The organism is Paenibacillus sp. FSL H8-0537, from assembly GCF_038051995.1.
Taxonomy (GTDB): Bacteria; Bacillota; Bacilli; order Paenibacillales; family Paenibacillaceae; genus Pristimantibacillus.
On the sequence record NZ_CP150290.1, the window covers coordinates 4,593,386 to 4,610,522 of the forward strand.

Consider the following 17,137-nt stretch of genomic DNA (forward strand, 5'->3'; position numbering starts at 1 on the left):
ATTCAACTGCCGCTTTACATACGAAGGAGAGAGTGACACGAATGACAACGAAAATTGAATTGATCGCAACGACGCCGATGGGCCTTGAGGCGATTGTCGCACGCGAGCTTAAGGACCTCGGCTATACCGATCTGACAGTAGAAAATGGACGCATTACCTTCCCAGCCGAGCCAATCGATATTTGCCGCACGAATTTATGGCTGCGCTCGGCCGGACGGATTTTGGTCAAGATGGGCGAATTTCAGGCGACCACCTTCGAGGAGCTGTTTGAAGGCACGAAGGCGCTAAACTGGCCTGACTGGATTCCCGGAGATGGCGAGTTCCCAGTGGACGGACGTTCCCACAAGTCGCAGCTGTCCAGCGTCCCTGCCTGCCAGAGCGTCGTGAAGAAGGCCGTCGTAGAAAAAATGAAAGAGCGCTACGGAACTGAATGGTTTCCGGAAAATGAGGGCCGCTACGTCATCGAAGTGACGCTGCTTAATGATCGCGCGCAGCTGACGCTCGATACGACGGGAGCTGGCCTGCACAAGCGGGGCTATCGCAATGTGGCGACGGAAGCGCCGCTGCGCGAGACGATGGCAGCCGCGCTGCTGCAAATTAGCCGCTGGCAGCCCGAGCGTCCTCTGTACGATCCGTTCTGCGGGTCGGGTACTATTCTGATCGAGGCCGCTATGCTGGCTTGGAACGTCGCTCCAGGGCTGCGCCGCTCCTTCAACAGCGAGGGCTGGCCGCTTGTGCCGGACCAGCTGTGGGAAACGGCGCGCGAAGAAGCTTTTGATGCGGTGAAGGATGATGTGGCGCTGCAAATTGCCGGATCGGATATTGACCCGAGCGCCATCGAAATCGCAACAGCCAACATCAAAAAAGCCGGCTTCGGCAAAGACATCAAGCTGAGCGTCATGCCAGCAGCAAAGATTAAGCCCGAGGGCGAATACGGTGTCATCGTGACGAATCCGCCTTATGGAGAGCGTCTTGGCGATGATCGCGAGGCGGAAGCGGCGCTGCGCCAGTTCGGCATGTCGGCGCTCCATTTGCCGACTTGGTCATTTTTCGCTTTTACGCCTGTTGCCGCTATCGAGCATTATATGGGCCGTCCTGCCGACAAGAAACGCAAGCTGTTTAACGGTCGGATTGAATGCAACTATTATCAATTTTTCGGACCAGGCGGCCTGTATGCGAACCGCAAATCCCAATCATCGGAAAAATAATAATAGAGAGAAATAGACTCACCAATCAGGAGAGGAAAGGGACTTTTAGAGAGGAACTTTCAATTCATGCGTCAAAAAATTCGCAAAGCTCTAGCTTACAGCTTGCAAGCGGCAGCCCGCTGGGGACGGCGTCCCTATGGCGCGGAGCTCCTGCTCTTTTTCGGAGTACTGCTGCTTAAGCTGTATGCCTTTGATTTATTTATAGCGGTGCCTAATATGAAAATGAACGTCTACGATGTCAAAATCGCTATTGGCACCCTTGCACTTTGCAGCTTCTGGACGCTGCTGCTGCCGCTGCGGGGCCGATTCATCACGCTCATCGCGATGAATGCCCTGTTTTCGGCTATTTTGTATGCCGATTTAATTTATTATCGCTACTTCGAGGATTTGATTTCCGTACCTGTCCTGCTGCAGGCAAGGCAGGTAGAGGCACTAGGGGGCAGCATCGCTACGCTGCTGGAGGCGAAGGATTTTATATTGCTGGCGGATATCCCGCTGCTGCTTGGCTATATCTGTCTGCTCGCATGGAAGCGGCGCGCTGCTAAGGCAGTCGCCCTGCCAGCTGCCACAAACGCTGAGGCCGCTTTATTCCCGATCTTCAAGCAGTCGCCTTGGGGAACAATCGCACGGCGTTTACTCCTAAGCTCCGTCCTGCTGGTGATGGGCTTGATGCTTACCTTTGGCGGCATTAATGATGCCAAGCGCACATGGGCAAAAGGATTGTTCGAAAGCAACTGGTGGAATTTATCGCTGTACAATGTGACAGGTGCTCTGGGCTTTCACGGCTATGATTTGTACCGTTATGCCTCGCTGAATTGGCTTAATGCAGAAGCCGTCTCTGCCGAGACGACTTCTCAGGTGCGCGCCTGGACGGAGGAATCCGGGCAATCGCGATCCAATCTGGAGCAGGACTTGAGCTTTGGAGCGTATAAAGGCAGCAATATTATTTTGGTACAGGCGGAAGCTTTCCAAAACTTCATGATTAACAGGTCGTTCAACGGCCAGGAAATAACACCGAACGTCAATAAGCTGGTGAAGAGCAGCGCTTATTTCAGCTCCTTTTTCCACCAAACCGCGCAAGGCCGAACGTCGGACGCTGATTTTGCCAGCAATTGCTCGCTTCAACCGCTCGCCAGCGGCTCGGTATTTATTCAATATGCCGGGAATGCATTTCAATGCTTGCCGCAGACACTGCATAATAACGGCTACTACACTAGTGTTTTCCACGCCTATGAAGGAAGCTTCTGGAACCGCAATACGATGTACGCGAATATGAAATACGATGCTTTTGTTAGCAAAAAACAATACGAGCTGGACGAGCCAATCGGCTGGTCGCTTGGAGATAAATCCTTTTTCCGCCAATCGCTTGACCGAATTGCCGAGCAGCCGCAGCCGTTTCATTCTTTTCTCATTACGCTGTCCAGCCATCATCCTTACCAAATGCCAGAAGCTGACCAGAAGCTTTCGCTCGGCGAGCTTGAAGGCACGATGATGGGCGATTATTTGCAAGCAATCCATTACGTGGATGAAGCGCTTGGCGAACTCGTTGAACGGCTTCAGCAGGAAGAACTTTGGGAGCATACGATATTTGCCATGTATGGCGATCATGATAATTCGATCAGCGATTGGAGCTTGTTTGAAACGTTTCTGGGCGAACCGCTCAATGAGCTGGAGCGGGAACAGATCGTGAAGCAGGTGCCGTTTCTCGTTCATTTGCCAGACAATCGTTATGCAGGTACATATCCCTCTCCGAGCGGACAGCTGGATGTCACGCCAACGCTGCTGCATTTGCTCGGAATATCCTCCAGCGAGCTTGCTATGATAGGAACACCGCTTATTACGGAAAGCATGAGTCAGCCGCAGCTGCAAAATCAGAACCGCAAGCTCGTTGTGCTGCGCAATGGCGCATTTACGAATGGCGACGTTTATTATATCCCTTCTGCAGATGGGCTTGCCGAGCATGGCATATGCTGGAACGTAGCACAGCAATCACCTGGAGAGCTGGCTCCTTGTCTCAGCCTGCGTGCTGCCGCGCAAGCCGAGCTGTCCATGTCGGACCTTCTGGTCATTCATAATTTGATCCCGGAGCTTCATGCTGCAAGCATGGTTCGGGCGGGCAGCCATCAAATGGCCGTTCAAAAATAAAGCAAATCCCCCATGACACACCGCTTGTATCGCGGCGTGTCATGGGGGATTTTTATGGGGCTCGCTTATAAACAAGCAGCCAGCCCCTCCGGTTTATTTTCACCCTTTGGTCAGGATTTCCCATGGGTTTGCAGCCAGAGCAAAATATCGTCGATTGTCCTTACCGGCACGACGAGCAGCGCCGGCGCTGCGCTCTTCGCCTCCGGCGCAAGCTCCTCCGGTACGAAAAAAACATCCGCATCGGTCCGGCTCACCGCATAAGCCTTCTGCGGCACACCGCCTACAAGGCCTACCGAGCCGTCCGGCTCTATCGTGCCTGTGCCGGCAACATTCAGCCCATGCGTCACCCCGCCTGGCGTAAGCTGATCCAAAAGCGCAAGCGTCAGCATGGCGCCATGGGACGGACCGCCGATATGGGCAATATACGAATAATAGCTGACAGGCCTTGGGGCATCCAGCTTCAGTTCATTTTGCACCGATATGCCGAATACGGCGCGCACAGGCAATTGATCGGTAGCTGCTGCGGCAGCTGTCTTCACCTCAAGCGTTAATTTTTCTGCCAGCGTCCCTCTTTGAACACCGACTTGAACCGATTTTCCCGGTATAACAAAGGCTGGATCTGCCATAAAGGAGGTGAGTTCCATCACATTATCCACCGCCTTGCCATTTAAGCTGACGATTAAATCACCAGGAACGAGTACGCCCTGTGCAATAGAATCCTTCGTCATGCCAACAATGCGGACCCCCGTCGTTGTTACGCCATTTCCTATGCCCGCCTTGCCTTCGGCAATCGCCGCGGCTACACTGTTCGCATCGGTTTTCATCGTGGAAACGAGCGTATAGGATTCTGACAAGGAGGGCTCATTCTCAGGCTTGCGCTCAAACGTATATTCCGGCAGCACCAGGCTGTAGAGCCAGTCTGCAGGCACCGCAGGCCGATCAAACACCAGCACGCCGCTAATGCTGCCTCCAGCGGCTCCTCCTTCGACATGGGCGTAGCGGTTCATGTTCATCGTAAGCCCCGGATAAGTGACGATATAATTTGTCGGGTACACGAGTACAAAAGCAGCGGCCAGCGCAGAGCCCAGCATCCAAATAAAGGTTTTAGGCCAGCGCCCTCCGCGATTCGAATGACTTCGCCTTGCAAGCAGCTCGCTCCAGACCATTTCAATGCATACGATCAGCAGCATGCCGCCGATGAGCGGCAGCGACAGCATTAACCTTTGCGGGAAAATAGCAATGCAAAAAATAGCAGACACACCGATTATAGCGATGCCGTATTGAACAACGGCAAGCAGCCGCTCGAAACGAATAGTGGCAACAGGCGCAAAACCGCCGCTTCGATTCACGCGCTCCACAATGCCTCGGCAGACGCCCACCAGCCAAAGCAAAGGAATGACAGCAAGCAAATAAAGCAGCCAGTTGATCATATCAATCCAAAGCATGCCGGAAGCGGCCAGCTTCAGCGGTGCGGGGAGCCAGATCAGTTCGACAGCCACAATGTACAGCAAGACCAGAACCAATCCAGCGATATAATAGCGGAAACGACGCATGCTCACTCAACCTCTCATGACGACCTTTCGAGGAAGGTCGCTTGATTTTTTCACAATGGAAAAGCTGATGCAAAAAAGACTCAACAGATGTTGAGTCCCTTCACTGCTGCCCTATCTTGACTATCCTTTAATGTAACGTTTGGCCTTCTCAATCGCTTCATCTTCTGTAGCGCCTTTAATATAACGCCCATTAATAAAAATAAATGGCGACCTAGCGCAAGGCCCGCAATAAGATTTGCAGCCAACCCGAATTTCCGCATCGGGCACAAGCTTTTGCAGCTTTGGCACCAAAGTCTTAACCTGATAATACCTGCATTTGTCACATACCATTATATCATTAGCCATTATTGTTAGTCCTACTTCCGTATTGTCTTCGGTATCACAGCCTGTTAGTGGTCGCCGTGATTGCCTTGGGAAGGGTTCGTAATGGCAAAGCCTTCTTCAGGCACATAGAAGTAGTCAATGCGAATGCCATCAAGGAATTTGTTGTCCTTCTCCAAAATAACTTCGATATCTTTATCTGTGGATACGACAATATCTTTATCCGTCGGATCATCAATGCCCATACCATAATGCGCATGGTCGCCGTGAGAATGCGTCACATGTACGCGAAGCTTCTTTCCTTCATTCTCAGGCTTGTCCAGCTCAAGCTTCAATATCTTTGCCGCATTGCGCGAAATTTTGACTGTCATCATCACTTAAACACTCCTTCATTTGTCTAACCAGCAATTAGAAAAAAATTTTAGCTTATCCTATTATACTTGTTCTCGGTTCTACGGGCAAACCATTCTGCAACAATCATCGTCACGGCTATATCATCAAACGGCAAATAGGGCAATGCGTCAGGCAAAACCCAATACAGCAGCACCGGAACAAGGAACAGCAGCTTGTCTTTCCAGGAAACCTCCTTGGAGCGAAGCAGCTGAAAAATTCGGCCGAACGTGCGCTGCCAATGCCGGAGCGATAAAAATTTACGCATGTCTTTCGCCGCCTTTCTTTGTTATTTTCGCCTTCATTATAGCATAACCATATCCGCTGCAAAGCTGGACTAAAGGCGGGCATTCCCGCTACTCTACCCCATACATCCGGCAATAGCCGCAGGAAATCGAAGCTTTCGCTTCATTTCCTGCGGCTATTCGCTCCCCGCTTTACGTACAGTGCTTGCATTTGAAAATGGCTAAAGCTCCCGTGCCCGATGAAGCGACAATGCCTCCACAAGAAGCGGCTTCACCGACTCATAGATGGCGGGCAGTTGCTGAGGCGGCAGCGGATTTTCTCCCCTTCCCGCTTCAATCGTAAAGCCCGGCCTTCTAAAACGCTGAATAAACCAATCTTTATAGCCAGCATCGCTGCCTGTCAGCTTCACGGGCTTATAGCCACTGACGAGCCCTAGCCGCTCCGCCAGCTGCTCCGATTCCTTTGGCTCATAGCCCCGGTAGTTCCAGTAAATTTCCTCGCCCTGCGTGTGCAGCGCGACGGTCAAATCAAAGCGCTGTGCTGTCGTTAAATTCGCCATCGCCATCGCTTCTGGCTCACTTAAAGGATAAGGTCCCGGATAATCGCGTGGACCTGGCCCCTGAACTTCGCGCCGCTGACACTCTTCCTCCCAATGCGCCGGAAACTGGTCATTCAAATCAACGCCGCGCGCATTCGCCTTCCAATCGGCAAATGACTCCCGGCCTTCATTCCATGCCATGAGCTGGGAATAGAAAGGGTGGGCGGGCAGCGCTCCTTGCTGCGCAAGCTCCACGCCATCGGGATTGACCATGGGCACCGCCCACAGCGTCGTCTCCTCATGCAGACGTGCTGCCATCTCCCCGCAGATGGAGCGGCCCTCAGCGCAAGACGCAGCATAATCCGCTACAAATCGCATAAGCAAAGCTGACGTAATCCATTCATTCGCATGGAACGCCCCATTCATATGAATGCTTCTTGCACCCGTTCCGCAGCGCAGCGCAACGATGGGCTTGCCCAGCACGCTATGCCCAATGGTATGAACGGTGACAAATGGGTACGCCCCCGTCAGCTCGCGGCAGTCCGCCAGCAGCTCCTGATAGCCGTATTTTCCTCCCCCTACTTCATTATCCGTATGCCTCACCTCGCTCCAAAATTGCTTCTCCCTCCGAGTATATTCGGCAAAAAAGCCTCCCATGCCACTTGGAGGCCACTGAAAAAGTCCTTTTGAAGCAAGAAAGGTACATTCACTCATGAAAAATGAGGAGAATGTACCTTTTTTCTTGTATTAATGAAAGGAATACAGGAAAGCAGGTGAGCTAATGATTCAAATGCAGCAAACGCTGGTTGTCAGTCCATATATTTAACTTTACAAACTGGTTATACCCAAGGATAATATGCTGCGGCAAATCAATGAGCTCGTTTACTTTTCTTTTGTATATGAAGAACTGAAAGTAAACGATTGCCTGAACAAGGGTAGAAATGCTATCAAACTGATCCGGATGTTTAAGTACTTGCTGCTTAAAGCCCTTTTTGAATGGTCTGACGGTGATCTTGTCGAGCGATCTACATACGACATGTCGTTTAAGTACTTTCTGGATATGGCCCCAGAAGAGTCGGTGATTGACTCCCGTTCGTTAACCAAGTTCCGCAAGTTGCGGCTAAAGATATGAATCTGTTGGACCTGCTGATCAACAAAACGGTAGCCATTGCAATCGAGAAAGGTGTAATCCAGAGTAAAGTGATCATCGTCGACGCGCCCCATACAAAAGCTCGGTACAATCAGAAGTCCCCACGGGAAATGTCGGATGACAAGAACTTTAGTACATTCCCCATTCTCTTTCGATTCGTATAGGTTAGGCTCCTTCCTTATGTCGCAATTCGTATTATGTCTTCAACGTCAAGCGGCAGCCGAAATTTTCTAGGCTGCCGCTGTGAATTATAACGCGTGTTAATTTTCTAATTTACGGGTCAATGCCTCGATGCTTTGATCTACCGGACTGGCGCAATCAATTATCTCGGTTGTAGGGATTTTTATAACTTCCCCTTCCAATGAATGAAGTGTTAAAAATTCTTCGTCCATATCTTCACAAAAACCTCGTACGAAATCGTTTTTCTCTTTTACGCCAATTAGCACAAAACGTCTCTCATTTACAGACCATTCTATAAATTTACGGATGTTCTCGTCCAAGAAAATCACCATCCTATTCTATTTTAGGCGGAATTATTTGGATAACTGCTTGAAAACTTGTCGTTATTGAATTTATATTTTCATTTACAGCCATAATGGCCTGTCTAGAAAGCGAAAAAACGACCGATATTCCTTAAAACGGGAATTTGGGTCGTCTTTTATTTTGTGCTTGATTGCTCTCCTCTAAAATCACAAGTTTTTCAGTGGCCTCTGCCACTTGCCAGCGGCTTGGAAAGCTTTTTCGAAGGATGGCAGAGACGGCTAGAGCCGTTATCCGATCGTCGGCACCTGCCATACGACAGGCGTCAGCTCAATTTGCTCGCCAAGCCATTGCTGGGCAATGGCTTTGAACATTATTGGGTCGCCGCTGGAGAAAAACTGATGAATAGGCAGCACTTCGCCTCGGGAAAGCTGGCCCTTATCATGAAGGATCGTACTAATATCACGAGCCGTCTCGTCTGCCGAGCTGATGAGTTCAATGCGGGAGCCAATAACCTCAGCGATCGCTTCTGTCAAAAAAGGATAATGCGTACAGCCTAAAATGAGGCAATCCATCGGATATTGGCTTAAGTGACCGATAGATCGGCGAATCGTCTCATACGTTTCGCTGGAACGAAAATTGCCCCGCTCTACAAGCGGAACAAATAACGGACAAGCCTCGCTTATAACACGCACGCTTGGTGACAGCTCCTTGAGAGCCAGCTCATAAGCGCCGCTGCTTATCGTGCCTTCTGTACCGATGACACCTATACAGCCCGTCTGGGTGCGCTTGATGGCTGCTCTTGCCCCGGGATTGATAACACCAATGACAGGTATGTCTACTCTAGAACGTATATCCTCAAGCGCAACTGCCGTAGCGGTATTGCAAGCTATAATAATCATTTTCGGCCGAAACTGGATTAAATAATCGACAATTTCCCGTGTAAATTGAACGACTTCCTGAGAAGGGCGCGGTCCATACGGCGTTCGAGCCGTATCTCCAAAATAAATAATTTTTTCACGCGGCAGTTGGCGCATAACTTCCTTGGCGACGGTAAGCCCGCCCACTCCTGAGTCTAGTATGGCTATCGGTTGCTGCACAAACACACCGCTTTCTTAAACGTAATGTAGTCGCTCATAAGGAGAATAATTCATCAACAGCATATGTTTTCTGCTATCAAAACGTACCTACATCTTATCTCAATTATGTACGGCCATCAAGAAATACGCTTAAGATACGGCGCGATACATGCCCTGGAAAATATGGTCAGAAGCTGCCAAGGCGAAACGGCTGTCGCCGTCCTTTGGCGGCAAAGCTTCCGTTTCACGGGTGAAATAGAAGCCCATTATAATTGTAACTTATACATGCTTCTATTTAGACAAAAGGAAAGAGCCTGCTCCCTATTTAAGGCAGGCTCCATGCATTGCTGCTGCTCAATTCCTGATATTAATGCAGCTTCACAGAGCGGTCGACGCCCTATTTTTCAATCGTTTCAGTGGCTTCCACTTCCGTTTCAACTTCCACCGTTTCCACCGTTTCCACCGTTTCCACCGTTTCCTCCGTTTCCAGTTCCACCGTTTCCACCGTTTCCTCCGTTTCCAGTTCCAGTTCCAGCTCCTCTGAGCGGCTTGCCGCTTCCACCAAGCCAGTTTGCCCCACTTCGCCGGCAGCCTCCGTCGTAAATTGGGGCTCACCTTTCCTCCATGTACGCGCACTGCTGATCAATGCCTCTGCTCCATCCTTGGCACGATCTGCGATGTGAACCGCTTTATCGCCCAGCTGTCTAGCCGTTCTAGTCGTTTTCTCGCTGGCCTGTTCCACTGCTCTAGCCGTTTTTTCGCTCAGATCGTGAACGCCGCCTGCAATATCCTGACGCAGCTCCTTGCCTGCTTTTGGAGCGAGCAGCAGCGCTGTAACCGTCCCGGCGACCGTCCCCGCCAATGCCCCCAACAAAAATCCTTTCGTTTGCTTCTGCTTTGCCATACGATTCGCTCCCTTCATAATTGCGGCGCATTCCGCCATTTTCGCGCCGTTGTTGCTGTCAGCCATTATGCTTGCGCTTAGTTTGCCAAAGCTGCCACGCCAGCATACCTAGCTCTGCCCATTCCATCGCTTCTTTTGCCTTATTTCTCGTTTCAGCCTTCGCTATATGCTCAGCAGCGGATTCGGACAACAGCGAGGAGACCTTGCTAACGGTTTCTGTCGTTTGCTCAATCGTCTCGCCTATTTGTCCTGCCGCTGTAAACAAGGACTGGACATTTTGCAGCTGCTGGTGCACCAGCAGGAGGGATTGCTTCGCTGGTTCTATTAAAGCGACTATCTCGGTCGCTGTATGCTGCAGCTGTCCCCGCAGCTCATCAGCACTTGTTTGCAGCCTTTCGAGCTGAACCAGCCCTTTGCGCAAGCCAAGCAATAGGCCCGCCACCAACCCAATAAATGCTAACGTCGCTGCTATCGCGCATCCCGCTATAACGTCCATCGCCCGTTCACCTCCCGCTGTTGACCAGAGCAGGGCATCTGCCCATTTCGTAATGCCATTATAAGCAGCATGGGCTTGGCTTGACACAACTGCATGCAAAAAAACCGATGGCTAGAGCAAGGTCTTATGACCTGCCTATCCATCGGTTTATCCCATTAACATATATGATACCTATACGGCACTTATCTTGTATGTGCATTTGTTCCCGCCTTTAGCGAGACATTCGGTCCGCTCTACCTCAGCATGAAGCAGCGACTGAAATAACGTCAGCTCACAGCTGCAAGCTTGCTGATATTGATTCGCTACCTGAGCAATTGGGCAATTATACTCATTTAATACAAAATGCCCTTCGCCTGCCGGCTCGACCTCAACCATATAGCCTCCAGCATTTTGAATAGCTGCAAGCTCAAGCACCTTCTGCTCCAGCGCTTTTCCCGCCATTCGAGGCGCGTAACGCTCCAGCAGCTTCTGCTTGCGCCCTTCAAACATACGAGTAATGAGACCTGCCGTATTGGCCTCATCTGCCAGCTCGCCAAGTAAATCGAGCGCCAGCGTATGGTAGTTTTTCGGAAAACGGTCATCCGCGTGAGCGGTGAGCTCATAACGATGCATCGGTCTTCCCATAGCCTGCTTGACCGTAACAATCTGAATGGTCTGCTCCTCTTCCAGTGCGTACATATGCCGCCTTACGGCCATTTCAGTCAGCGAAAGCTCGCTTGCAAGCTGCGCGGCATTCATGGAGCCATTCATCTTGAGCAAATGCAAAATGCGCTGACGCGTAAAGCCTGGAGACGTTCTCTTATCCGGCGCAGGACCGGAGCTTCGTTGATTTTGCTGCTTCATCCTATCGCCACCTTCGAACGCTTGTTACAGGTATTGTAACATATTCTCAAAGTATGGTGTGTACGATTCGGATTAAACTTTCCCCTCAAAATCAACCAGCTCGCGCTCCAGATAAAGCTCCACTTCCTGTTTGAAGCGCAGCAATTGCGGAGCGAGCTGCCTTGTTAGCGGATGCAGCTCGGCCCGCTGCCATTCATAATATTGCTGAACGAGCGGCCTGCGCAGCTGTACCAATTGTTTGAATGTCGGCAGCAGCTCTGCGGAAAATACGCCTTCGGCTCCCGTCACATCAACAATATCCTCGTAACTGCTCGCATCACGCATCATAAATCCGTCAATAAGATAGCTGCCGACATCAGTAACCGTTTCAACTGCAAGATGCAGCGCCCGCTCCTGTGCCAGTCCTTGCAGCATGCTGCCATCCCACTGTGCTGCAATTAAGTTCAGCGCCTCAGCTATGTCAGGAATGGCATCAAGCCTCACCGCAATTTGTTCGCGATTCACGTAATACATACCGCTACGCCACCTTTATCGTTACTTCTTTTTTTTGGCCTTGCGCTTTAGCACAGCGACCATAATAATACTGCTGGCAATAATGACGATTAAATACGTCATTATTTGATATACGTCTTCTCCCATTGCCACTAACGTCCTCTCTTAAGGCTGGCGTGTCTTGGAGATTGCGACGAAATAAAGCACCGCTAATTTGTTTACAAAAGCGGTACTAATTTCCTCGCAGCTCCCTAGCTTTCAAAATCGATGCTGACAGACGCTTCGCGAACCTGGGTCATATGCTCAATTACTTTCTGGTGCACCGGATGAACCTGATAAGCTGCCAACGCATCAAGCGATTCGAAAGTTGTGATTAGGCCAATATCATAAGAACGCTCGGAATGCAGGACGTCCAAACCAACCGTAATCGATTTTAATTCGTCAATTTTACCTTCCATATTGCGAAGCACCTGTGCGGTCGTTTCCACGCTCTCGGCACTGTTATCCTTTAGTTTAAACAAAACAATATGCGTAATCATTATTGTATTACTCCCTTCAACTAGTGGAATTGCTTAAACCCTTTTGTCACATAATAACCCAAGCAGCCGTATTCCGGCAACGTCAAACCGATGAGAGAGGACTGATTTAACATGCGTTATAAATTCACGGCCATCGCCGCCTTGATTGGACTCGCCTTATGCCTGTATAATTCCACCGGTTACGATCCGCATAACATGGTGTTTTTTATGTTCAGCGTCCCAGCCTGGTTTGTTGATTTGTTTATTGATGTTCATGAGGTAAGTGTAATGCTCATGTATGTACTTACAGTCGCAACATGGGCGCTGCTCGGATTAATTGCCGACACCATCGTGTACCGCACCTCATCCAGAACGCGTTATCGCGCCTAGCGTAAACGGCCGAAAGCCGTCCTCTGGCGGCAAAGCTACCATTTCGCAGGTGAAATATGAGCCCATTATAAGGGGGTAACTTATACTTGCTTATATTTTTAAAAAGAGGAGCCAGCCGGCTCCTCTTCTTGTTTATAAAACCTATGTGACAGAAAGCGCCCCAGAGCACCTTCTCTTTTTAATGAAAAATTCGTTTATTAAGCCGCTTCTACAATAAGCTTCGTCTTCATCTCCGTATGCCCTGTACCACATGGGATAGAGCAATGCATCACATATTCGCCTGGCTTGTCGAACTCAATATTTGTTTCCAGTTGCTCGCCTTCAAGATCAACATTCAGCTCATCAATTTTCAAACCATGAATACCGCTTTTGTTTTTCAGACGAAGAATGACCTTGTCTCCAACCTTCACTTTATATTCTGTTTGATCAAAAGTGAAATCTGCGTTGGCTTGTACGTTAACTAGCACCGTTCCTTCAGGCAATGCAGCAGATTCATCCACTGGCTTTGCAGGCAAACCTACTGTTAGCAAATAAACACCTAGCAGTGATGCCGCTGTCATTAATACAAACATAATCCACTTATACATTACAACGTACTCCCCTTTACTATCTAATGTTTACTTCTTATATTACATAAGATTGTCGTATGTACTCAAGCTTAAACTGACTAAGGGGAAAACTTTTTTGGAGATTATGACAAAATGATGAACTTTTCTCATTCCTCACTAAAAGCAGCAGGAGTGAAGCTTGACTTTTCAATTGTAAAGCAGAACTTATTATTATCGACAATACGTCCGAAGCAGCTGCTCAGATTCCGATCGAATATACCCCCATAATAAAATGAAGCGGTGGCGATAGCCTCGGCAAATATACTGGGCCTCCAGCCCATCCTCACTTCGTATCTCCTCAAGCATCTCAATACCCTTGCTTCGAAGCTGCTTGCGAAGAGCAGCCAGCTCCAGCAGCACACGGTCCTGTAAGCCAAGCAGCATCGTCTCATAAAGCTTAGGCAGCTTTGCTTCGCTTGAATGAAGCACACGAATATCATGATCCAAAATCCTCACAATGATGCCCAGCAGCACATAACGCCTTGCAAGCACAAGCTCCTCCTCTCTCTGTATCGGCTCTCGCTTCATAACCAGTACTCGCGCAGTCGGTTTCTCCAATGGCTTCATCGAAATAAACAGCCCCCTTCGCAATAAGAACATTTGTTCCTATTATATACAAAGCGAGCTGCTATATACAAGTGCTGCACGATGAACATTATTTATTTTTATCTTTTAAAACTTCAATCATTTGGCGAATCTTATCTGGAAGCGGCAAACCCAATCTTCCGTAATTTTCAGTGATGGAGATTAATTCATTGGCAATATAAAAATAAATGGCTGCTCCCATCGTCATATTGTTGGCATCCAATAGCAGATCTACACGGTGTGCGATGAGTATGACGAGCAGCATAAGCCCTTTGCGAGCAATCCCCCACGCTCCAAATGAACTATTAAGGCCCCGTCCTTCCTTTAATGATGCAGACACCCCGGTCACATAGTCTATAGCCATGACAACGATGAGCAGTGTAAGCGATTCCATCCATACGCCAAAAGCAAAAGTCACAATAGAGCCTAAAAACGCACAAATGGAGCAAAGATATACAAACCCTGGCATCAGGTATCCTCCTCTTCTCAATCTATACACTATCGTATGCCGAGAGATTAGGGATGGCCTGTTCATTCTATTAAATATGCATATAACTATGTAGAACTCTTTCATCTGCTGTCCAGATCTAATAGCTTCTTTCTAATTTTACCCCAGATTGCTTGTCCTCCCTTTCTTAAACACTACCATGATGACCGCTGCCAGGACCAAAAGCAGAATATTGGTCAAATCCCAAAAGGGCCAAATGGATGAATATCCATTAATATACGGAATATTGGAACTAATTGCATAAGAAATTCCAAATATTAGTAATCCTAAGGGGAATATCATTGCACGTTGTTCTCGCAGACCCAGAAACTGAGTTATGCCATATATAAAGGCAAAAGCATTAATTGTCATTTTCACATAGGTCGAAACGATATAGCTGATGACCAACACAGCCTCTACCCGTTCTATAAATCGGCCGATGCTAATTCTTTTGGCCATAGCGTAGGCAGCATAAATTTGATGCTCCGTCATGTACTCGCCCAGTACGAGCAGCGACATAATAACGATCAGAAATAAAGAAAAGCTTGCTACTAGAGAAGCCAGCATAAAATCTCTGGTCCAGCTGTCCGTCTGCTTCATGAAAGGAAAGAACATAAGCAAGGTAACCATTTGAAAATAGGGAAATGAGGTCGCATACAATACACCTTTGCCATAGTCCACTGCTTTATGGTGAAATACAGGCAGCAGGTTGGAGAGGGATGCTTCCGGAAGCAGCATAACAATAAACATGATGAACATCAGCACCACGCCCATGATAAAAATCTCGGCCGATTTTGCAAAAACAGCCAGACCAGCCCTTAAGGTAATGACAACTATAAGTGTAACCATTAGGACGGTTACCTGAGCTGGTGTTTCCGGCAACATTTGAGTCGTAACAAAGTCGCCAACGACCCTCAATTGAACACCTATAGCATTGAAAAGCAGATATAAAAAAAACAGGCTGCATAGGCCGCCCAGCCATTTTCCTAGTGCAGTTCGATAAATCTCGATCAACGTAAGTCCAGGAAAAAGGCGGTGGCACTTATCTATAAACCAGACGACGACGAGTCCTGAGAACATGCTCAGCAAAGAGGGAATCCATGCATCGGAGTCCAGAATGGATGCGAGCAAGGTTGGAATAAACCAAAACATGTCGCCCACGATGAAAAATAGCACGAGTACTGCCATTTGTCTTGTGCTTATGCTTTCCCGCTTCAGCATGCCCTCGCCCCCTCCAATTATAATGCATTGAACCAATTTTCCATCGGCTTATAAATGTACACAATAATATTTAATGGACTGGGCAGTCTGATTTGGTTGATTGCACATATGCTCAGAAAAGCCCCACCCAGCAGCATAATCAAATAAACAACGATTTCTTTCTTCCAGCCCTTTTTCGCCAGCTTCGGCAGTTCAAGACATGCAAGCGTTATGGCCAGAGCCGATATGAATAAAATTCCAGCCACTTGGCCTCACTCATTTCTTCATATAGTTTTGAAACGCATCATTTGTCGTGCCAATCTTTGGAACCTGAACCTCAATATCAAATTCCAGCTTGACCTGCGGAAAAAGCTCATCCCAATCGTCCTTCCACTTTTCCCACTGCGCGGGCATGTATTCATGAAACGTATTGCCAAAGCCAAATATGTCGGTATTATACGTTTTCTGTACATGCTCAACTACTCCCTGAATAAACTCTTGCAGCCTTTTCTCCCCGTTTTTTTCAAGCATTTCAATCGTTTCCGGTTTCGTTAAATCGATTTTGCATTCCACATCGGCCACCGATGCGACCTGCTTCATCTTCACCTTAATGACTGGCTTCCCGTCAACGACCTTTGGTGTAAGCTTTGTTTTATTGCGTATAACCTCCATGACAATATAGCCTCCATCCGGACATTTCTGATGGCCTACCGTGCTTGTCACGTTATTCATTATATAATTGTAGCCTTTGCTGTGAACTTCACTAAGCCAGCCGACAAGCTTGTCAGAATGAAAAACAGCAAGCCCCGTAATTCGGGTACGCGTTCGCGAATCTGCCTGCTGGATATTTGAAATATTTTCCCCTTCACGGGCATTGCCTTCCAGCTGTACACCGGTTAGCACCGGGCTAATACCGTCTGTTACTAGCTGTTCAATCAAACGTTCTATCGTAACCGTTGTCGTAGGAGCCCACGTCTTGGCAGACGTATCCAGCGCGTAAAATAAATTTTCCGCCGGGATTTTCTCCAGCGACGTCAAAATTCTCAAAATTTGATTGGCCGGCGCCTTATGCGCAATCATTAAGTAAAAATCCGTCCGGGCTTCCGGATTTCGTGACAGCAGATCAAGTACGTTGGCAATACCCTCCCTCGCCAGCGATTCCCCAATAATCAGCACACGGATATGCGCGGAATATATTTTTCGCGAGCTGGTTTCCGTCAATTTGCGGAACGCTTCAAATACGGTTGGAGCAGTCGCCTCATACATGGCTACCGGCGAGCGCCCTCCCCCGCCTGCCTTGGCCGACAGCTCGCTAGGAATAACAACCTGCACCGATACGCGGTATTGATTGCCAACCTTGTCAATGGCTGTTCCCAGCTGAATGCCAAGCGTATCCAGCTCCCGCCGATTCCAGCAGCCGCTGACCACAGAAGCGGCAAGCGACCCTATCAGCACTAGCAAGAGCAGCTTGCCTGCTCGCCTGGTAAATCTGCTCATGCTTTAT

At 48.8% G+C, this 17,137-nt stretch carries 21 protein-coding genes and 1 pseudogene; 4 read left to right on the forward strand and 18 right to left on the reverse strand.

The genetic code is table 11. The annotated features are described in order from the left end of the window. Positions 1 to 41: 41 nt before the first annotated feature. Entirely contained in the window at positions 42 to 1,208 is a 1,167-nt protein-coding gene (locus tag MHB80_RS19335) for a class I SAM-dependent RNA methyltransferase (RefSeq protein ID WP_341278493.1), read from the forward strand. 66 nt (positions 1,209 to 1,274) lie between these two features. Beyond that, a complete protein-coding gene (locus tag MHB80_RS19340) occupies positions 1,275 to 3,353 on the forward strand; it encodes an LTA synthase family protein (protein WP_341278494.1) in 2,079 nt (692 codons plus the stop codon). A 110-nt stretch (positions 3,354 to 3,463) separates the two neighbouring features. On the opposite strand, the gene MHB80_RS19345 is transcribed toward MHB80_RS19340, so the two are convergent. The 5 genes from MHB80_RS19345 to MHB80_RS19365 form a co-directional block, all read right to left on the reverse strand. Continuing rightward, a complete protein-coding gene (locus MHB80_RS19345) occupies positions 3,464 to 4,906 on the reverse strand; it encodes a S16 family serine protease (protein ID WP_341278495.1) in 1,443 nt (480 codons plus the stop codon). A 120-nt stretch (positions 4,907 to 5,026) separates the two neighbouring features. Next, positions 5,027 to 5,251 carry a DUF1450 domain-containing protein gene (locus MHB80_RS19350; protein WP_341278496.1) on the reverse strand — a complete coding sequence of 75 codons (225 nt, stop codon included), beginning with the start codon at positions 5,249 to 5,251 and terminating at the stop codon, positions 5,027 to 5,029. 44 nt (positions 5,252 to 5,295) lie between these two features. Next, positions 5,296 to 5,598: an iron-sulfur cluster assembly accessory protein gene (locus tag MHB80_RS19355; protein WP_341283032.1), complete on the reverse strand. Its 303-nt coding sequence runs from the start codon at positions 5,596 to 5,598 to the stop codon at positions 5,296 to 5,298. Positions 5,599 to 5,648: 50 nt separating this feature from the next. Then, a complete protein-coding gene (locus tag MHB80_RS19360; protein ID WP_341278497.1) occupies positions 5,649 to 5,885 on the reverse strand; it encodes a hypothetical protein in 237 nt (78 codons plus the stop codon). A 198-nt stretch (positions 5,886 to 6,083) separates the two neighbouring features. Next, positions 6,084 to 7,058: a M14 family metallocarboxypeptidase gene (locus MHB80_RS19365; RefSeq protein WP_341278498.1), complete on the reverse strand. Its 975-nt coding sequence runs from the start codon at positions 7,056 to 7,058 to the stop codon at positions 6,084 to 6,086. Between the two features lie 199 nt (positions 7,059 to 7,257). Between MHB80_RS19365 and MHB80_RS19370 the strand changes: the two are divergent. Further along, positions 7,258 to 7,679 (forward strand): annotated as a pseudogene (locus MHB80_RS19370) (transposase); the annotation flags it as partial. A gap of 132 nt (positions 7,680 to 7,811) precedes the next feature. Here the strand turns inward: MHB80_RS19370 and MHB80_RS19375 are convergent. From MHB80_RS19375 to MHB80_RS19405, 7 genes are all read right to left on the reverse strand, one after another. Then, positions 7,812 to 8,051, reverse strand: a complete 240-nt coding sequence (locus tag MHB80_RS19375; protein ID WP_341278499.1) for a hypothetical protein — start codon at positions 8,049 to 8,051, stop codon at positions 7,812 to 7,814. Between the two features lie 270 nt (positions 8,052 to 8,321). Continuing rightward, the gene (gene racE / locus MHB80_RS19380; RefSeq protein ID WP_341278500.1) at positions 8,322 to 9,131 is read right to left on the reverse strand and encodes a glutamate racemase; all 810 of its coding nucleotides are present in this window, start codon (positions 9,129 to 9,131) and stop codon (positions 8,322 to 8,324) included. A 376-nt stretch (positions 9,132 to 9,507) separates the two neighbouring features. After that, the gene (locus tag MHB80_RS19385; RefSeq protein WP_341278501.1) at positions 9,508 to 10,080 is read right to left on the reverse strand and encodes a YtxH domain-containing protein; all 573 of its coding nucleotides are present in this window, start codon (positions 10,078 to 10,080) and stop codon (positions 9,508 to 9,510) included. Then, a complete protein-coding gene (locus tag MHB80_RS19390; protein WP_341278502.1) occupies positions 10,073 to 10,597 on the reverse strand; it encodes a DUF948 domain-containing protein in 525 nt (174 codons plus the stop codon). The genes MHB80_RS19385 and MHB80_RS19390 overlap by 8 nt, the downstream gene beginning before the upstream one ends. Before the next feature lie 84 nt (positions 10,598 to 10,681). Then, complete coding sequence (locus MHB80_RS19395) at positions 10,682 to 11,353, reverse strand: metalloregulator ArsR/SmtB family transcription factor (protein ID WP_341278503.1); 672 nt, start codon at positions 11,351 to 11,353, stop codon at positions 10,682 to 10,684. A gap of 72 nt (positions 11,354 to 11,425) precedes the next feature. Then, positions 11,426 to 11,866 carry a HepT-like ribonuclease domain-containing protein gene (locus MHB80_RS19400; RefSeq protein WP_341278504.1) on the reverse strand — a complete coding sequence of 147 codons (441 nt, stop codon included), beginning with the start codon at positions 11,864 to 11,866 and terminating at the stop codon, positions 11,426 to 11,428. Between the two features lie 230 nt (positions 11,867 to 12,096). Further along, entirely contained in the window at positions 12,097 to 12,384 is a 288-nt protein-coding gene (locus MHB80_RS19405; RefSeq protein ID WP_056029594.1) for a Dabb family protein, read from the reverse strand. Between the two features lie 111 nt (positions 12,385 to 12,495). Here MHB80_RS19405 and MHB80_RS19410 point away from each other — a divergent pair, with 111 nt between their 5' ends. After that, positions 12,496 to 12,753 carry a hypothetical protein gene (locus tag MHB80_RS19410; protein WP_046230008.1) on the forward strand — a complete coding sequence of 86 codons (258 nt, stop codon included), beginning with the start codon at positions 12,496 to 12,498 and terminating at the stop codon, positions 12,751 to 12,753. A 197-nt stretch (positions 12,754 to 12,950) separates the two neighbouring features. On the opposite strand, the gene MHB80_RS19415 is transcribed toward MHB80_RS19410, so the two are convergent. The 6 genes from MHB80_RS19415 to MHB80_RS19440 all read right to left on the reverse strand — a co-directional run bounded on the left by MHB80_RS19415 (position 12,951) and on the right by MHB80_RS19440 (position 17,130). Then, positions 12,951 to 13,340, reverse strand: a complete 390-nt coding sequence (locus tag MHB80_RS19415; RefSeq protein ID WP_341278505.1) for a cytochrome C oxidase subunit II — start codon at positions 13,338 to 13,340, stop codon at positions 12,951 to 12,953. A 192-nt stretch (positions 13,341 to 13,532) separates the two neighbouring features. Beyond that, complete coding sequence (locus MHB80_RS19420; RefSeq protein ID WP_341278506.1) at positions 13,533 to 13,928, reverse strand: hypothetical protein; 396 nt, start codon at positions 13,926 to 13,928, stop codon at positions 13,533 to 13,535. An 88-nt stretch (positions 13,929 to 14,016) separates the two neighbouring features. Further along, entirely contained in the window at positions 14,017 to 14,415 is a 399-nt protein-coding gene (locus tag MHB80_RS19425) for a phage holin family protein (protein WP_341278507.1), read from the reverse strand. Between the two features lie 138 nt (positions 14,416 to 14,553). Next, positions 14,554 to 15,654, reverse strand: coding sequence for an endospore germination permease (locus MHB80_RS19430; RefSeq protein ID WP_341278508.1), 1,101 nt, complete (start codon positions 15,652 to 15,654; stop codon positions 14,554 to 14,556). A 17-nt stretch (positions 15,655 to 15,671) separates the two neighbouring features. Next, positions 15,672 to 15,899 (reverse strand): hypothetical protein, encoded by a 228-nt coding sequence (locus MHB80_RS19435; RefSeq protein WP_341278509.1) that lies wholly within the window; start codon positions 15,897 to 15,899, stop codon positions 15,672 to 15,674. Positions 15,900 to 15,909: 10 nt separating this feature from the next. Then, a complete protein-coding gene (locus MHB80_RS19440) occupies positions 15,910 to 17,130 on the reverse strand; it encodes a Ger(x)C family spore germination protein (RefSeq protein WP_341278510.1) in 1,221 nt (406 codons plus the stop codon). Positions 17,131 to 17,137 lie beyond the last annotated feature (7 nt).

Bases quoted from the DNA above. Each gene is read 5' to 3' on its own strand.
- MHB80_RS19360 (WP_341278497.1), bottom strand. From the start codon at position 5,885: ATGCGTAAATTTTTATCGCTCCGGCATTGGCAGCGCACGTTCGGCCGA.
- MHB80_RS19385 (WP_341278501.1), bottom strand. From the start codon at position 10,080: ATGGCTGACAGCAACAACGGCGCGAAAATGGCGGAATGCGCCGCAATT.
- MHB80_RS19425 (WP_341278507.1), bottom strand. From the start codon at position 14,415: ATGCCAGGGTTTGTATATCTTTGCTCCATTTGTGCGTTTTTAGGCTCT.
- MHB80_RS19395 (WP_341278503.1), bottom strand. From the start codon at position 11,353: ATGAAGCAGCAAAATCAACGAAGCTCCGGTCCTGCGCCGGATAAGAGA.
- MHB80_RS19335 (WP_341278493.1), top strand. From the start codon at position 42: ATGACAACGAAAATTGAATTGATCGCAACGACGCCGATGGGCCTTGAG.
- MHB80_RS19440 (WP_341278510.1), bottom strand. From the start codon at position 17,130: ATGAGCAGATTTACCAGGCGAGCAGGCAAGCTGCTCTTGCTAGTGCTG.
- MHB80_RS19420 (WP_341278506.1), bottom strand. From the start codon at position 13,928: ATGAAGCCATTGGAGAAACCGACTGCGCGAGTACTGGTTATGAAGCGA.
- MHB80_RS19365 (WP_341278498.1), bottom strand. From the start codon at position 7,058: ATGGGAGGCTTTTTTGCCGAATATACTCGGAGGGAGAAGCAATTTTGG.
- MHB80_RS19430 (WP_341278508.1), bottom strand. From the start codon at position 15,654: ATGCTGAAGCGGGAAAGCATAAGCACAAGACAAATGGCAGTACTCGTG.
- MHB80_RS19345 (WP_341278495.1), bottom strand. From the start codon at position 4,906: ATGCGTCGTTTCCGCTATTATATCGCTGGATTGGTTCTGGTCTTGCTG.
- MHB80_RS19350 (WP_341278496.1), bottom strand. From the start codon at position 5,251: ATGGCTAATGATATAATGGTATGTGACAAATGCAGGTATTATCAGGTT.
- MHB80_RS19410 (WP_046230008.1), top strand. From the start codon at position 12,496: ATGCGTTATAAATTCACGGCCATCGCCGCCTTGATTGGACTCGCCTTA.
- MHB80_RS19405 (WP_056029594.1), bottom strand. From the start codon at position 12,384: ATGATTACGCATATTGTTTTGTTTAAACTAAAGGATAACAGTGCCGAG.
- MHB80_RS19355 (WP_341283032.1), bottom strand. From the start codon at position 5,598: ATGACAGTCAAAATTTCGCGCAATGCGGCAAAGATATTGAAGCTTGAG.
- MHB80_RS19400 (WP_341278504.1), bottom strand. From the start codon at position 11,866: ATGTATTACGTGAATCGCGAACAAATTGCGGTGAGGCTTGATGCCATT.
- MHB80_RS19340 (WP_341278494.1), top strand. From the start codon at position 1,275: ATGCGTCAAAAAATTCGCAAAGCTCTAGCTTACAGCTTGCAAGCGGCA.
- MHB80_RS19415 (WP_341278505.1), bottom strand. From the start codon at position 13,340: ATGTATAAGTGGATTATGTTTGTATTAATGACAGCGGCATCACTGCTA.